Annotated in this window: 12 protein-coding genes; 8 read left to right on the forward strand and 4 right to left on the reverse strand. The window is 64.0% G+C overall.

Annotated elements, in window-relative coordinates:
• Positions 1 to 93 precede the first annotated feature (93 nt).
• The 8 genes from EJ068_RS18440 (at position 94) to EJ068_RS18475 (ending at position 8517) form a co-directional block, all read left to right on the forward strand.
• Entirely contained in the window at positions 94 to 1452 is a 1359-nt protein-coding gene (locus tag EJ068_RS18440) for an LLM class flavin-dependent oxidoreductase (RefSeq protein ID WP_127249346.1), read from the forward strand.
• Positions 1453 to 1463: 11 nt separating this feature from the next.
• Entirely contained in the window at positions 1464 to 2237 is a 774-nt protein-coding gene (locus tag EJ068_RS18445) for a DUF427 domain-containing protein (RefSeq protein ID WP_127249347.1), read from the forward strand.
• A gap of 57 nt (positions 2238 to 2294) precedes the next feature.
• On the forward strand, positions 2295 to 3938 hold the full coding sequence (locus EJ068_RS18450; RefSeq protein WP_127249348.1) for an ABC transporter substrate-binding protein: 1644 nt from the start codon (positions 2295 to 2297) through the stop codon (positions 3936 to 3938).
• 31 nt (positions 3939 to 3969) lie between these two features.
• Positions 3970 to 4929 (forward strand): ABC transporter permease, encoded by a 960-nt coding sequence (locus tag EJ068_RS18455; RefSeq protein ID WP_128315508.1) that lies wholly within the window; start codon positions 3970 to 3972, stop codon positions 4927 to 4929.
• Positions 4926 to 5813, forward strand: a complete 888-nt coding sequence (locus EJ068_RS18460; RefSeq protein ID WP_127249350.1) for an ABC transporter permease — start codon at positions 4926 to 4928, stop codon at positions 5811 to 5813. The genes EJ068_RS18455 and EJ068_RS18460 overlap by 4 nt, the downstream gene beginning before the upstream one ends.
• A 63-nt stretch (positions 5814 to 5876) precedes the next feature.
• Positions 5877 to 6362: a hypothetical protein gene (locus tag EJ068_RS18465; protein ID WP_127249351.1), complete on the forward strand. Its 486-nt coding sequence runs from the start codon at positions 5877 to 5879 to the stop codon at positions 6360 to 6362.
• Positions 6363 to 6481: 119 nt separating this feature from the next.
• Positions 6482 to 7921 (forward strand): aldehyde dehydrogenase family protein, encoded by a 1440-nt coding sequence (locus EJ068_RS18470; RefSeq protein ID WP_042645115.1) that lies wholly within the window; start codon positions 6482 to 6484, stop codon positions 7919 to 7921.
• A 20-nt stretch (positions 7922 to 7941) separates the two neighbouring features.
• Entirely contained in the window at positions 7942 to 8517 is a 576-nt protein-coding gene (locus tag EJ068_RS18475; RefSeq protein WP_126063049.1) for a DUF1349 domain-containing protein, read from the forward strand.
• Positions 8518 to 8638: 121 nt separating this feature from the next.
• Here the strand turns inward: EJ068_RS18475 and EJ068_RS18480 are convergent, their stop codons facing one another.
• From EJ068_RS18480 to EJ068_RS18495, 4 genes are all read right to left on the reverse strand, one after another.
• Positions 8639 to 9922, reverse strand: a complete 1284-nt coding sequence (locus tag EJ068_RS18480) for an O-antigen ligase (protein ID WP_127249352.1) — start codon at positions 9920 to 9922, stop codon at positions 8639 to 8641.
• 40 nt (positions 9923 to 9962) lie between these two features.
• Positions 9963 to 11054, reverse strand: a complete 1092-nt coding sequence (locus EJ068_RS18485; RefSeq protein ID WP_129554685.1) for an acyltransferase — start codon at positions 11052 to 11054, stop codon at positions 9963 to 9965.
• Between the two features lie 121 nt (positions 11055 to 11175).
• A complete protein-coding gene (locus EJ068_RS18490; protein ID WP_245463146.1) occupies positions 11176 to 12354 on the reverse strand; it encodes a polysaccharide biosynthesis/export family protein in 1179 nt (392 codons plus the stop codon).
• A 199-nt stretch (positions 12355 to 12553) separates the two neighbouring features.
• On the reverse strand, positions 12554 to 13231 hold the full coding sequence (locus EJ068_RS18495; protein ID WP_042645112.1) for a sugar transferase: 678 nt from the start codon (positions 13229 to 13231) through the stop codon (positions 12554 to 12556).
• Positions 13232 to 13389: the final 158 nt, after the last annotated feature.

Below are 13389 nucleotides of genomic sequence, written 5' to 3' on the forward strand. Positions count from 1 at the left end.
CAAGCGCAATCTAGCCTTTTGGAGATTGGAGATCGCGGGTCGCGCCGACCAATGCGGCGCCCGTGTCTCCCAGCGATTTGCAAGGAGGCCAGCATGGCGCGAAATCAGTTGATCCTCAGCGCGTTCTTCTTCAACCCGCAGGGCGACCATCGCATGTCGTGGCGCCATCCACGCGCGCCAGGCCGGGAAGTGCTTGGCTTCGATTACTATCGCGAGTTGGTCCAAGCCGCCGAACGCGCCAGGATCGACACCATCTTCGTCGCCGACCACGTGTCCATCTGGGATTCGGTGAAGAGCGGTGTCGCCCACTACGCCAATGCCCGCCTCGAGCCGCTGACGCTGCTGTCGGCGCTGGCCAGCGTGACGAAACATATCGGCCTTATCACCACCGCCTCGAGCTCCTACAGCGAGCCCTACAACGTGGCGCGCCTGTTCGCCTCGCTCGACCATATCAGCGGCGGCAGGGCATCGTGGAACGTCGTCACCTCGGCCATGGACGAGGAGGCGCGCAATTTCGGCCGTGACGGCAATATCGAGCACGCCTTCCGCTACCAGCGCGCCGCCGAATTCCTCGATACCGTCAAAGGGCTGTGGGACAGCTGGGAGGACGAAGCCCTGCTGTTCGACAAGGAAACCGGCTATTTCGCCGATCCGGACAAGGTCCATGTGCTCGACCATCGCGGCGCGCATTTCAAGGTGCGCGGGCCGCTCAACGTCTCGCGGCCGCCGCAGGGCCACCCGCTGATCGTCCAGGCCGGCTCGTCCGAGGACGGCAAGAACTTCGCCACCGCCCATGCCGATGCCCATTTTGCCATCTATAGCACCAGGGAAGACGGCATCCGGTACCGTGAGGACATCAACGAGCGTCTCGCCCGATACGGCAGGAAGCCGGAGAGCTTCAAGATCCTGCCCGGCATATTGCCGATCGTCGCCGCTTCCGAGGCCGAGGCGCGCGACAGGCAGGAATATTTGCAGACGCTGCTCCCCGATCGTGTCGGCATCGATCTCCTGTCGAGCTGGAGCGGCATCGATCTCTCGGCCTATCCGCCGGACGGCCCGCTGCCGCAGCTTCCGGACGAAAGCACCTTCAATGGCGGGCGCACCTCGCTCAATCGGGTCAAGCAGTGGGCGACGCAGAACCTGACGCTGCGCGAAATCGCCCGCAAGCTGGCGAACAGCGGCTCGGTGCCGACCGTCGCCGGCACGCCGAAGCAGATCGCCGACCAGCTGCAGGACTGGTTCGAGGCGGGCGCCGCCGATGGCTTCAACCTGATGTTCCCGCTGCTGCCGGAAGACTGGATCAACTTCGCCGAGCAGGTCGTGCCGGAGCTGCAACGCCGCGGCGTCTTCCCGACCGAATACGCCCCCGGAACGCTGCGCGACCGCTTCGGCCTCGCCCGTCCCGCCAATCGCTTCGCCGAGCAGCGCGCCAATCAGCGCGCCGTGTCCTGAGGAGAGCCGCCATGACCGCCGCACCGAGATTGCAGCCGCGCGAGGCGACCGCGCCGCAGCTGATCAACGTCCTGCACAGCCCCAAGCGCATCCGCGTCAAATTCGGCGGCCGCGTCATCGCCGACAGCCGTCACGTGCTGGTGCTGCGCTCCAACCACTTCCTGCCGATCTATCTCTTTCCGCTGGCGGCGATCGACCAGTCGGTGCTGAAGCCTTCGAAACAAGGCCAGCAGCATCCGGTCGGCGGCGAGACGAAATACTGGGATATCGAAGCGGGCGACCGGCGCGCCGCCGATGCCGCCTGGTCGTTCATAGCTCCGCCCGACGAGAATCTCGCGCCGCTCGCCGGCCGCATCGCCTTCACCTGGAACCTCGTCGATCAATGGTTCGAGGAGGAGGAAGAAGTCTTCGTCCATGCCCGCGATCCCTATGCGCGCATCGACGTGCTGCAGAGCTCCAGCCATGTCGAGATCTGGTTCGACGGTGAGCCGATTGCCGACAGCCGCCGTCCGGTGCTGCTGTTCGAAACGCATCTGCCGACGCGCTTCTACCTGCCGCCGGAGGATGTCCGGCTCGATCGGCTGAGGGCCTCGCTGACGAGGACCCGATGTCCCTACAAGGGCATCGCCTCCTATTGGTCGGGCGTGCTCAAGGACGGTTCCCTCAGGGAAGACATCGCCTGGAGCTACCGCGATCCGATCGCCGAGATGCCGAGGATCAAGGGGCTGATCGCCTTCTATCCGCAAGCAGTCGACCGCATCCATCTCGACGGCCAGCCGGTCTGATCCGGCCCCGTCGTCTCCACTTCATTTCAAAAACCACGATTTTCACAGAGGCAAAAAATGACCAAGCGCAACGAAATCGACGCCCTTCGCAATCTCTCCGGCGACATCTGGAACGTCGCCGTCGACGAATACGCCAAGGGCTATCTCAAGCGCCGCGACCTGTTAAAATACGCCGCGCTGATAGGCCTGACCGGCTTTGCCGCTTCGCAAGGGCTGGGCTTCTCCGGTCAGGCCCGCGCGGCCACTGCCGGCGGCACCGTCCGCGTCGGGCTTGGCCAGCCGACCAAGGCGATCGATCCGGTCACCGTCACCGATCCGGCCAGCATCGGCGTTCTCAGCCAGGTCGGCGAATATCTCATCCTCGACGATCCCAAGGACGGGCTGCAGCCGAAGCTCGCTCTGTCCTGGGAAGCCGACGAGACGGCCAAGCGCTGGACCTTCAAGCTGCGGCCCGGCGTGAAATTCCATGACGGCCGCACCGTCACCGCCAAGGACGTGGTGGCGAGCTTCGAGCGTCTGGTCGATCCGAACAGCGGCTCCTCGGCGCTCTCAGCCTACAAGGGCATCCTGTCCAAGGGCGGCGCCAAGATCGTCGACGACGAGACGGTCGCCTTCGATCTCGACCAGTCGAACTCGAATTTCCCCTTCTATGTCTCCTCCGACGTCTACAACGCCGTGATCCTGCCGGCCGACTATGCCGGCGACTTCGAGAAGAATTTCAACGGCACCGGTCCGTTCAAGCTCGAATCCTTCCGTCCCAAGCAGGGCGCCAGCTTCGTGCGCAATCCCGATTACTGGGGCGACAAGGCGCTGCCCGACCGGGTCGAGATCAAATTCTTCGATGACGAGCAGGCGCAGGTCGTGGCGCTGCAGGCCGGCCAGCTCGACGTCATCCCGAGCACCACGCGCCTCGAGCTGGCGATCGAGGGCAATGCCAACTTCAAGCTGCTCAGCGTCCAGGCGAGCTCGCACGACGCCGTGCATCTCAGGACCGACCAGGCGCCGTTCACCGACAAGCGCATCCGCCGCGCTCTGGCGCTCACCCTCGACCGCGAGGCCATCGTCAAGGGCCTGCTCAAGGGTCGCGCCATCGTCGGCAACGACACGCCCTTCGCGCCGATCTTCCCCTCGGCCGATACGTCGGTGCCGCAGCGCAAGCAGGACATCGCCGAGGCCAAGCGTCTGCTGGCCGAAGCGGGCGCGCCGAACGGCTTCGAGGTGACGCTTACCACCGAACGCGCCTACGACATTCCCGACTACGCCGTGATCATCCAGAACTTCGCCAAGAAGGCTGGCATCGACATCAAGCTCAATGTCCTGCCGCAGGATGCCTATTACGGTTCCGCGACCTTCGGCAGCTCGCCATGGCTCGATTCCAATCTCGGCATCACCGATTTCGGCCATCGCGGCACGCCCGACATCTTCCTCAACGCGACGCTGAAGAGCGACGGCGCGTGGAACGCCGCGCATTTCAAGAATGCGGACTATGACGCATTGCTGGTCGAATACGGCAAGGCCCGCGACCTGCAGACGCAGCGCATCGCGGCCGGCAAGATCCAGACCCTGCTGCTCGACGAGACGCCGGAGATCATCTCCTACTTCTCGCAGTACAGCCGGATCGCCAGTGCGAAGGTCGAGGGCGTGCGCTTCACGGCAATCTCGCATCTCCTGCTCGACCGCGTTTCCTTCGTCCAGGCATGATGCGCAAACGTCAAACCGGCCGGGGCACCGGATGCTGACCGGCCGCACCTTGTCGGCGCGCGCGGCTTCGCTGCTCCTCACGCTATGGCTGGTCAGCGCGCTGGTCTTCCTCGCCGGGCAGGTCCTGCCCGGCGATGTCGCGCGCGTCATGCTCGGTCCCTTCGCCGATGCGCAGGCCGTCGCGGCGCTGAACAGACAGCTCGGCGCCGACCAGCCCGTGCTTGTCCAGTACTGGCGCTGGTTCAGCGCGGCGCTCACCGGCGATTTCGGCACGTCGCTGTCGATGCGCGCGCCGGTCGCGCCTTTCGTGCTGGCAAGCCTCGGCCGCTCGGCGGCCCTTGCTGGCATCATCCTCTTGTTTCTTGTGCCGCTGGGTGTCGGCGCGGGCATCGTCGCCGGCCTCAACCAGGGTCGGCTCACCGATCGGCTGATCGTGCTCGCCGGCGTCTCCTTCGGCATCGTCCCGGATTTTGTCTCCGGCCTGCTCCTGCTCCTGGTCTTCGGCCTGTGGCTGAACTGGCTGCCGATCACGGGTGCCGCGCCCGATGGCGCGGGCTTCTGGACGAGCGGTTACTATCTCATCCTGCCGGCGCTGCCGCTGGTGCTCAACCTCGCCGGCTATCTGGCGCGCATGACGCGGGCCGGCGTCATCGAGGCTTTGGCTGCCGACTATACGCGCACCGCCATCCTGAAAGGGCTCGATCGCCGGCAGGTCATTATCCGCCACGTGCTGCCCAATGCGCTGACGCCGACCATCGCGGTGCTGGCGACGCAGAGCGGCTACATGCTCGGTGGGCTGGTGGTGATCGAGGCGCTGTTCGGCATCCAGGGCCTTGGCAATCTGGTTCTGAATGCCGCCAAGTCGCGCGATTTCCCCATGCTGGAAGCAGGCGTGCTGGTCATGGCGACGATCTTCGTCCTGTCCGCCGCGATCGGCGATCTCGTCCAGGCGCTGCTCGACCCACGGCAACGGCGGCGGGCGTCGTTATGATGGATCTTTTGGAGTTCCCGGCGCCATCGCACGCGCCCGCTGTCCTGGGGGTCGCCGGCAGGCTGGGTCGCGCCGTTCGCGGGCTTCCTCCCTCCATCATTATCGGATCGCTGATCCTCGCCTTCTGGATCGCCTGCGCCCTGTTCGGCGACCGGCTGGTTCCCTTCGATCCCTATACCGAGGATTTCCTCGCCACGCTGACGCCGCCGGACGCCGCGCACTGGTTCGGCACCGATCATCTCGGCCGTGACGTGCTGTCGCGTATCGTCGTCGGATCGCGCGACATCCTTCTCGTCGCGCCGCTCGCGACGTTGGGCGGTGTTACCGCCGGTACCATCATCGGCCTGGCGCTCGGCTATTTCGATGACCTGGTCGACGCGATCGGAGCGCGGCTGCTCGACACGCTGATGGCCTTTCCCTTCATCGTGCTCGTCACCATGACGCTGGTGGCGCTCGGGCCTTCGAACCTCACGGTCATCCTGGTGATCGCCATCGCCTATGCGCCGCTGGTGGCGAGGACCGTGCGCGCCGCGGTGCGCGAGCAGAAGGAACGCGAATATGTCAGCGCCGCCCGCCTCGGCGGCGAGAATGCCTTCGCCATCATGGTGCTGGAAATCCTGCCCAACATCAGGGAGACGATCCTGATCGAGCTCGTCACCAGACTGGGCTACGCCTTCTTCTCGATCGCCACGCTGAGCTTTCTCGGCCTCGGCATCCAGCCGCCCTCTGCCGACTGGGGCCTGGCGGTCGCCGAAGGCTATGGCTTCCTCACCGGCGGCAAATGGTGGGTGGTGGTGTTCAATTCGGCGGCCATCGTCTCGCTGGTCATGGCGACCAACCTCATCGCTCAAGGCATCGGCGCCTTCGAGAATAGCGAACGGTGATTTGACCTTCTGAGGCTCGCGCTCTGCTAGACTCCCCTTGATTCGTCTCGGGCAAGGAACGGCATGAGCAAGGCCCTCGGCACATTCGCACTGGTCACGGTTTTGAGCGCCTTGCTGATGGCGCTGTCATTGGCCGTGGCGAGGCACGGCTATCCCTACGGTGCGTTCGGCGTGAAGCGGCTCGACGGCATGGCCGACGCCGGCTCCTTCCTGGCCATCGCCGCCATCTATTTCTTCGGGGCGATGCTGATGATGATCCTGCCGATCCGCGCCGCCGGCATCGTGCTGACTCATGCCGCCGACGCGATCTTCTGGGCGACGATCATGCTGTTCGCGACCATCGTCGGCGCGCTGATCGCCAGATGGGCCTTCGGCCAGCACGAGGTGCTTTGGGCGCTCTTCAACTGGCGCTTCCTGTTCGTCGCGGCTATCGTGGCGGCACACCTCACCATGAACGAGCTTCGCCGCAACGTCCTGCTCAGAAGCCTGTTCTTCGTCGTCTTCGGCGTGGTCACGCTTGCCTGCCTGTTCTGGTCGTTCTCGACCTGACGCGAACCAGCTCTAGGTTTAAGATCGCGGGTAGACCTCCTCCCGGACAATCACTATATCATTTGTCTGACAATTGACCCGGCCGAAGGCCGCCGCGACCAAAACCCAAGGAAAACAAGATGACCCTGCACCGCAAGAACCTGATCGACGGCGAGTGGCTCGGCGAGGCCGGCTCGCGCAACATCAACCCCTCGAATACCAACGATGTCGTCGGCGAATATGCTTCGGCCGGGCCGGAGGAGGCAAAGCAGGCCATCGCCGCCGCCAAGGCCGCCTTTCCGGCCTGGTCGCGCTCCGGCCCGCTGGCCCGCCACGCCGTGCTGAAGAAGACCTCCGACGAGATCATGGCGCGCAAGGACGAGATCGGCCGCTCGCTCGCGCGTGAAGAAGGCAAGACATTGGCCGAGGGCGTCGGCGAGACGATCCGCGCCGCGCAGATATTCGACTTCTTCGCCGGCGAGACGCTGCGTCTGTCGGGCGAGATGGTGCCGAGTGTGCGGCCGGGCGTCGGCGTCGAGATGACCCGCGAAGGCGTCGGCGTCGTCGGCATCATCACGCCATGGAATTTCCCGATCGCCATCCCTGCCTGGAAGATCGCGCCGGCGCTGGCCTACGGCAACACCATCGTCTTCAAGCCGGCGGAGCTCGTTCCCGAAAGCGCCTGGACCATCGTCGACATCCTGCACCGCGCCGGCCTGCCCAAGGGCGTGCTCAACCTCGTCATGGGCAAGGGCTCGGTGGTCGGCCAGGCGATGCTCGACAGCCCCGACGTCAACGCTATCTCCTTCACCGGCTCGGTCGGCACGGGCAAGCGCGTCGCCGCGGCAAGCGTCGAGCACATGCGCAAGTTCCAGCTCGAAATGGGCGGCAAGAACCCGCTGGTCGTGCTCGACGATGCCGACCTGGCCGTCGCTGTCGATTGCGCCGTCAACGGCGCCTATTTCTCGACCGGGCAACGCTGCACGGCGTCCTCGCGCCTGATCGTCACCGACGGCATCCACGACCGTTTCGTCGACGCGGTGAAGGAACGCCTGGACAAGCTGGTCATCGGCGATGCGCTGGACGCCAAGACCCAGATCGGCCCGGTCGTCGACCAGACCCAGCTCAAGCAGGACGAAGACTATATCGCCATCGGCCGCCAGGAAGGTGCCGAGCTTGCTTTCGGCGGCGACCGGCTGGAGCGTGGCACGCCGGGCTTTTATCTGCAGCCGGCGCTGTTCGTCGGCTCGACCAATGCGATGCGGATCTCGCGCGAGGAGATCTTTGGGCCGGTCGCCAATGTCATCCGCGTCAAGGATTATGACGAGGCGCTGTCAGTCGCCAACGACACGCCCTTCGGCCTGACCTCGGGCATCTGCACCACCAGCCTGAAGCATGCGACGCATTTCAAGCGCAATTCCGAAGCCGGCATGGTCATGGTCAACCTGCCGACGGCGGGTGTCGACTTCCATGTGCCGTTCGGCGGCCGCAAGGGCTCGAGCTACGGGCCGCGCGAACAGGGCCGCTACGCCATGGAGTTCTACACCACGGTGAAGACGGCCTATACGTTCGCCGGCTGATCCAATCGGGGAGGAGATCGATGAGCGTGGCCGACATGACATGGCTCAACCCGCCGCCGCACCACGCGGTCGGCGACGGCACGCTCACCGTCCGCACCGGCAAGGACACGGATTTCTGGCGCGAGACTTTTTACGGCTTCTGGCGCGACAACGGTCATTTCCTCTACCGCCCCGTCGAGGGTGACTTCAGCGCCGAGGTCACCGTCAAGGGCGACTACAAGGTGCTCTACGATCAGGCGGGGCTGATGCTGCGTCTCAGCGAAACGCATTGGATCAAGGCCGGCATCGAATACACCGACGGCCTGGCCTATTTCTCGGTCGTCGTCACCAACGACACCTCCGACTGGTCGCTGGTCGCCATCGCCGCCGGCAAGGACGGCGTCAGGATCCGCCTGACCCGTCACGCCGAGGCGATCCGCATCCAGTATCTGGATGCCGCAGACGGCCATTGGAAGCCGGTGCGGCTGGCCTACTTCCCGGTCTCGAAATCGGTCGATGTCGGCATGATGTGCTGCTCGCCGCAGCGCGAGGGTTTTGAGGTGACGTTTTCCGATTTTACCATCGCGCCGGCGATTTCGCGGGACCTGCACGACTGACATCGGGAGCGGTTGTGGACAAACCCACCCTTCTCTTTGCGCACGCTGACGAAGCTGTTGAGTCGAAACTGTCGCCTCCGGCGCAGTGGTTTCCCCCCGGATTTGCGCTTGGCTATTCTGATCAGACCGGCGCCGGGACGCGGCCGTTGGCAGGCCTCTCGTCCTCGACCGGAACGGCCACCCTGCGGCGCCGGAAGGCCGGCAACGGGGTCAGCCTGAACAGGCCATAATAGACGATGAACGACGCCATGAAGTAGGGGCCGAGCATCTCGACCTCGAAGAAGGAGCGGATCAGCATCAGTCCGATGGCACCGGCAAGCACCACCGAATCGGCACTCCAGTCGCCGAACACCACTTTCGACACATGGCCATAGAAAGCGCGCAGGATGACCAGCGCCAGCAGGGTGGCGCCGATGAAGCCGATTTCCACCAGCGTCTCGACATAGGTGTTGTGGAAGTGGAAGCCCGTGCGGGTCGAGATATAGAATTCCGCCCACAGCCGCTCCGGATCGGCAAAGCCCTGCACCCAGTAGGCGGCGTAGCCATAGCCGAGCAGCGGACGCTGCTGCGCCGCCTCCCAGCCCTGCTCCCACAGATAGGTGCGGCCGGTGAGCGTCGAATCCTTGCCGAAGATGCCGAGCACGACATCCAGCAGGCCCAGGTTGAGCGCTGCCACGACAGCCATCACCAGGGAGCCGGCGCCGACAACGAACAGCACGCGGCGATAGCGCTGCGACAGCACCTTGCTCATGGTGAGCAGCGACACGACGCCGATCACGGCCGGCAGCGAAGCCACGGACGTCGCCGAATGGGCGATTGCCAGCATGTAGACCGACAAAAGCATGATCGGCGCGGTCCAGGCGAAGCCAAGCCAATTGCGCCGATAGAAGACCAGGAACGCAAGGCAAGAGAAGATGCCGAGCGAGGCGAAGAAGCCGACCTGGTTCTTGGAACCGAAGGCACCGACGAAATTGACCGTGCCGTCCATGATGTCGAGCGCATAACCGCCGACTTTCAGGGAATAGAGCAGAACGACGAAGATACCGATCAGCGAGCCCACCAGCAGCGTGCGCACGCTGATGGTGCGCGCCGCGACATAGGCGCAGACGATGTGCGAGGTATATTGCACCGCCGCGCGCGCGCTGACGCCCGCCGCCTGGGACCAGAACACCGACAGGCAGACATAGAGCGCAAGCGTGATCGGCAGCCAGGCGGTGGAAAGCCTCCAGGTGAAGCGCCGGTAGTCGACGAACAGCAGCGGCAGCCAGACGGCATAGTAGGCGAGGATCAGGATCTGGCCGAAATTGGGCGAATAGGCGAAGGCGATCACGGAAACCGCGACCGCGAAGGCGCCGTAGGTCTCGTTGCGATCGGGATCGATCAGAATGGATTTCGGAATCTTCATGCCGGATTTTGTCCGTTGAGCCCTTCTTGAATGAGCGGCGCTAAGCCACGGCTCGCGCGCGCTGCATCTGCCGCTGCAGGAAGCGCCGCACCGGCTCGTCGTAAACGCGCGTGGCGATGTCCGCGATCACGACGACCGAGGCCGCCATGACGATACCGAACCAGGGATGGTGCGCGAAAGGATCGATGGAGAAAGCCTTGCCGGCTCCGGCGATGATCATCAGCATCGGCGTGTGGATGATGTAGATAGGGTAGGAAATCCGCCCGAGCCAGCCATAGACGCCAGACAGAAGCGGCGCGGTCGGCGCCACCGCGCCGGTCGCCACCATGATCGGGAAGACGATGACGATTGCGGCAAGATCGTAGACAACGCGCGCGCCGCCGGCCGGTGCGACGGCGAAGACGGCAAGGGTGAGCAGGATCGCGCCTTCGACCCACAAGCCGCTCCGCAGGAAGCCGAGACTGCCCTGCCAGCGCGCCATGGAGCGGCAAAGCAGCACCCCGAGGAAGAACGAGAAGGTGACCCGGGGCAGCCCGCTGACGATGGTCTTGCCGGTCATGCCGAAATCCAGCGTGCCGGCGAAAACAGAGGCCGCGACGAGCAAGACGAGGCTGACGACGACGATCCCCGTCAGCACGCGCCGCGACAAAAGGACGAACACCGCGACATAGGCGATGTTGACGATCAGCTCGAAAAACAGCGACCACGAGGCCGGATTGAGCGGGAAGATCGTGTGATAGGCGTCGCTGACCAGCGGGATGAAGAACATGCCGGTCGTCAGCTGCAGGCCGATCTCGGACAGCGGCACGTACTCGGCCGGCATCAGCCTGTTCTTGACCAGCAGATAGAAGAAGCCGAGCAGCGTGCCGGCAAGATAAAGCGGATAAAGCCGGATCAGGCGGATGGCCACGAACGAGCCGGATCCCATGCCGTTCTCGATCTTGCGGTCATAGGCATGCGCTATGACGAAGCCGCTCAGCAGGAAGAAAAGGTCTACCGCGAGATAGCTCGACGGCAGCACCTTGCCATCCGCCAGGAACGGCGAGAAGTGATAGAGCATGACGCTGATCGCCGCCACGCCGCGGATGGCGTCGAGGTTCAGATACACGTGACGCGGGGCTGCGGGCTGCATGCTATGCCTTCAAGCGGTCCAAACAAGATCCCCCGCTCGCGTCGTGCGCGAACGAGCCTGACGTGTTCCTCCCGCCTCCGTTCCTCGGTTCGCTGCGGGGCAAGCTCGGGCCGGCGGCGCGCTACTGGCTGGCCGTCGGCGCCAGCTTCACCTTGATCACGTCGCCCGGCAGCACAGGCGTGTCTTCCTTGGCCTCGATCTCGCTCGTCTTGCCGTCGGCGACCCGCACCAGCGAATAGAGCAGGGGCGGTTCTTGGCTGCCGGTGAGGGCGGCGGTCGTTGCCGGATCCGACGCCTGAGCGATCAAGCCCTTCTGCATGCCGACCCTCAAGCCCGCCTCGTTCAGGCTCGCCTCCGTTTGCTGCCGATCGGCAGTGAGGCTCGAGCCCAGTGTGTTACGGGCGTCGATGGCGTCCTGTTCTGCCTTGCTGATCGACTGCTTGGCGGTGAGGATAGCCGTCTCATAGTCCAGGATCTTGCCCTGCAGATCGGCGACCGTCTGCTGCGAGGAAAGCAATCTCGCATTGGCAATCAGCCCTTTCTGCGCCAGCGGACCGATGCTGTTTGCCTGCTGCTCGGCCAGGTCGACCTGCTTCTGCTGGTTGGCGATCTTCTTTTGCAGCGATTCGATTTCCGACTGCAGAACACCCTTCAACTGGTCGAGCGCATCGAGCTTCAGCTTCAGCGACTTCTGGTCGGAAATGAGGATCGCCGTTTCGTCCGCGACGATCGTCGTCAATCTCGAATCGCCCTGGATTTCCTGAGGCACCTCGAAAGTCGTTTTCCCCGCCAGGTCGGCATCGATGCGGGCTCGCCTGACCATCAGCCGTAAGCGCTGGTCGTCATAGATGTCATAGCTGCCCTTGGCGGTGATCAGATCCTTTTCGATCTGCGGGCCGTTGTCGGCATTGCGCCGAATGCCGCCGGCGATGCTGATTGCCTTGAGCACCGTCAGATCGGGCACGAAGGGAAACTGGCCGGGATTCTGGACTTCGCCCGAAATGTAGAACGGCCGGAACTGCGCCATCTCGACCGAGGCTTCCGGCTTGTCGGGCAGCGCTAGCTTACGCTGCAGCGCGAGCCCGATCGCCGAGGCGATCTCGGCCGTCGTCTTGCCGGCGGCCTGCATGTCGCCGACGAACGGCACCGAGAGCGTCCCGCCCGGACCGACCGAATATTCGCCATTGACGGCCGACCAGTCGCGGAACGTGCCGTCGACCGTCTGCCATTCGGCGACGCGGATATTGAGCTTGTCCTGCGGGCCGAGCTGATAGTCGCCGGCGGCGGCGAATTGCGGCATGGCCAGTGACGCCGCAAGCAAGAAGCCCGCGACGCGGGCTGGTGTCCGAGATATGAGACTGCAGGCGAAAGACAGTCCGAAGAGGTCTTTTGTCAAATGAACGTTTCCGATCCGCTTTGGCCCCATCCGCCCGAATGAGATCACTGCCGGATGCCTACCCCGGTTGCCGCGGGGCAGGCCTGTTGGTCGATAGTTCCGGTCAATAGCTGCCGCGCGACATCCACACGGCAGGAACTGTCTTGAAGATGATGCGAATGTCCTCGAACAATGACCAGTTCTCGACATAATGGCGATCGAAGGCGACCCGCGTGTCATAGGATACGTCGTTGCGGCCGCTCACCTGCCACAGCCCGGTGAGACCCGGACGTGACTTCAGGTAATAGACGGCGGCGCTGCCATAGATTTCCAGCTCGTCGCGCACGACCGGGCGCGGGCCGACAAGGCTCATGTCACCCTGCAGGATGTTGAGGATCTGCGGCAGCTCGTCGAGGCTGAGCTTGCGAAGCACCGCGCCGACGCGGGTGACGCGCGGATCGTTCTTCAGCTTGCGCGTCGCGATCCATTCGGCGTTGGCCTCCGGATTGGCCGCCAGATAGGCGGCAAGCACGCGCTCGCCGTCCGGCACCATGGTGCGGAATTTGAGGCAGGAGAAAATCCTGCCGCCACGGCCGATTCGCTTGTGGCCGTAAAAGATCGGACCGTTGTCCGAAAGCTTGACCAGCAAGGCGACCATCAGGAAAAGCGGGCTGAGCAGAACCAGCCCTGACAGGGAACCGACGATATCGAAGCTGCGTTTGAGCAGACCGCCGATGGGGGGTGGAAAATCAACGCCGACCTGCGCAAAACCCGCATTAGCCGACTTGGCGACATCCCTCATGCAGAAGCTCCATACGTTGAACGGATGGTTTACGGCAAGATATCAAAAAAATGCTGCAGCGCAACACACAATTTCCCATCGCGCTGAAATGTTCACGTCATGAATTGACCAAATAATAAACCTTCCCTGCCCAAATTTTCACCTTTGTGGCGCGTTTA

Origin of the sequence: Mesorhizobium sp. M2A.F.Ca.ET.043.02.1.1 (genome assembly GCF_003952405.1) — a bacterium.
In the GTDB taxonomy this organism is placed as follows: Bacteria; Pseudomonadota; Alphaproteobacteria; order Rhizobiales; family Rhizobiaceae; genus Mesorhizobium.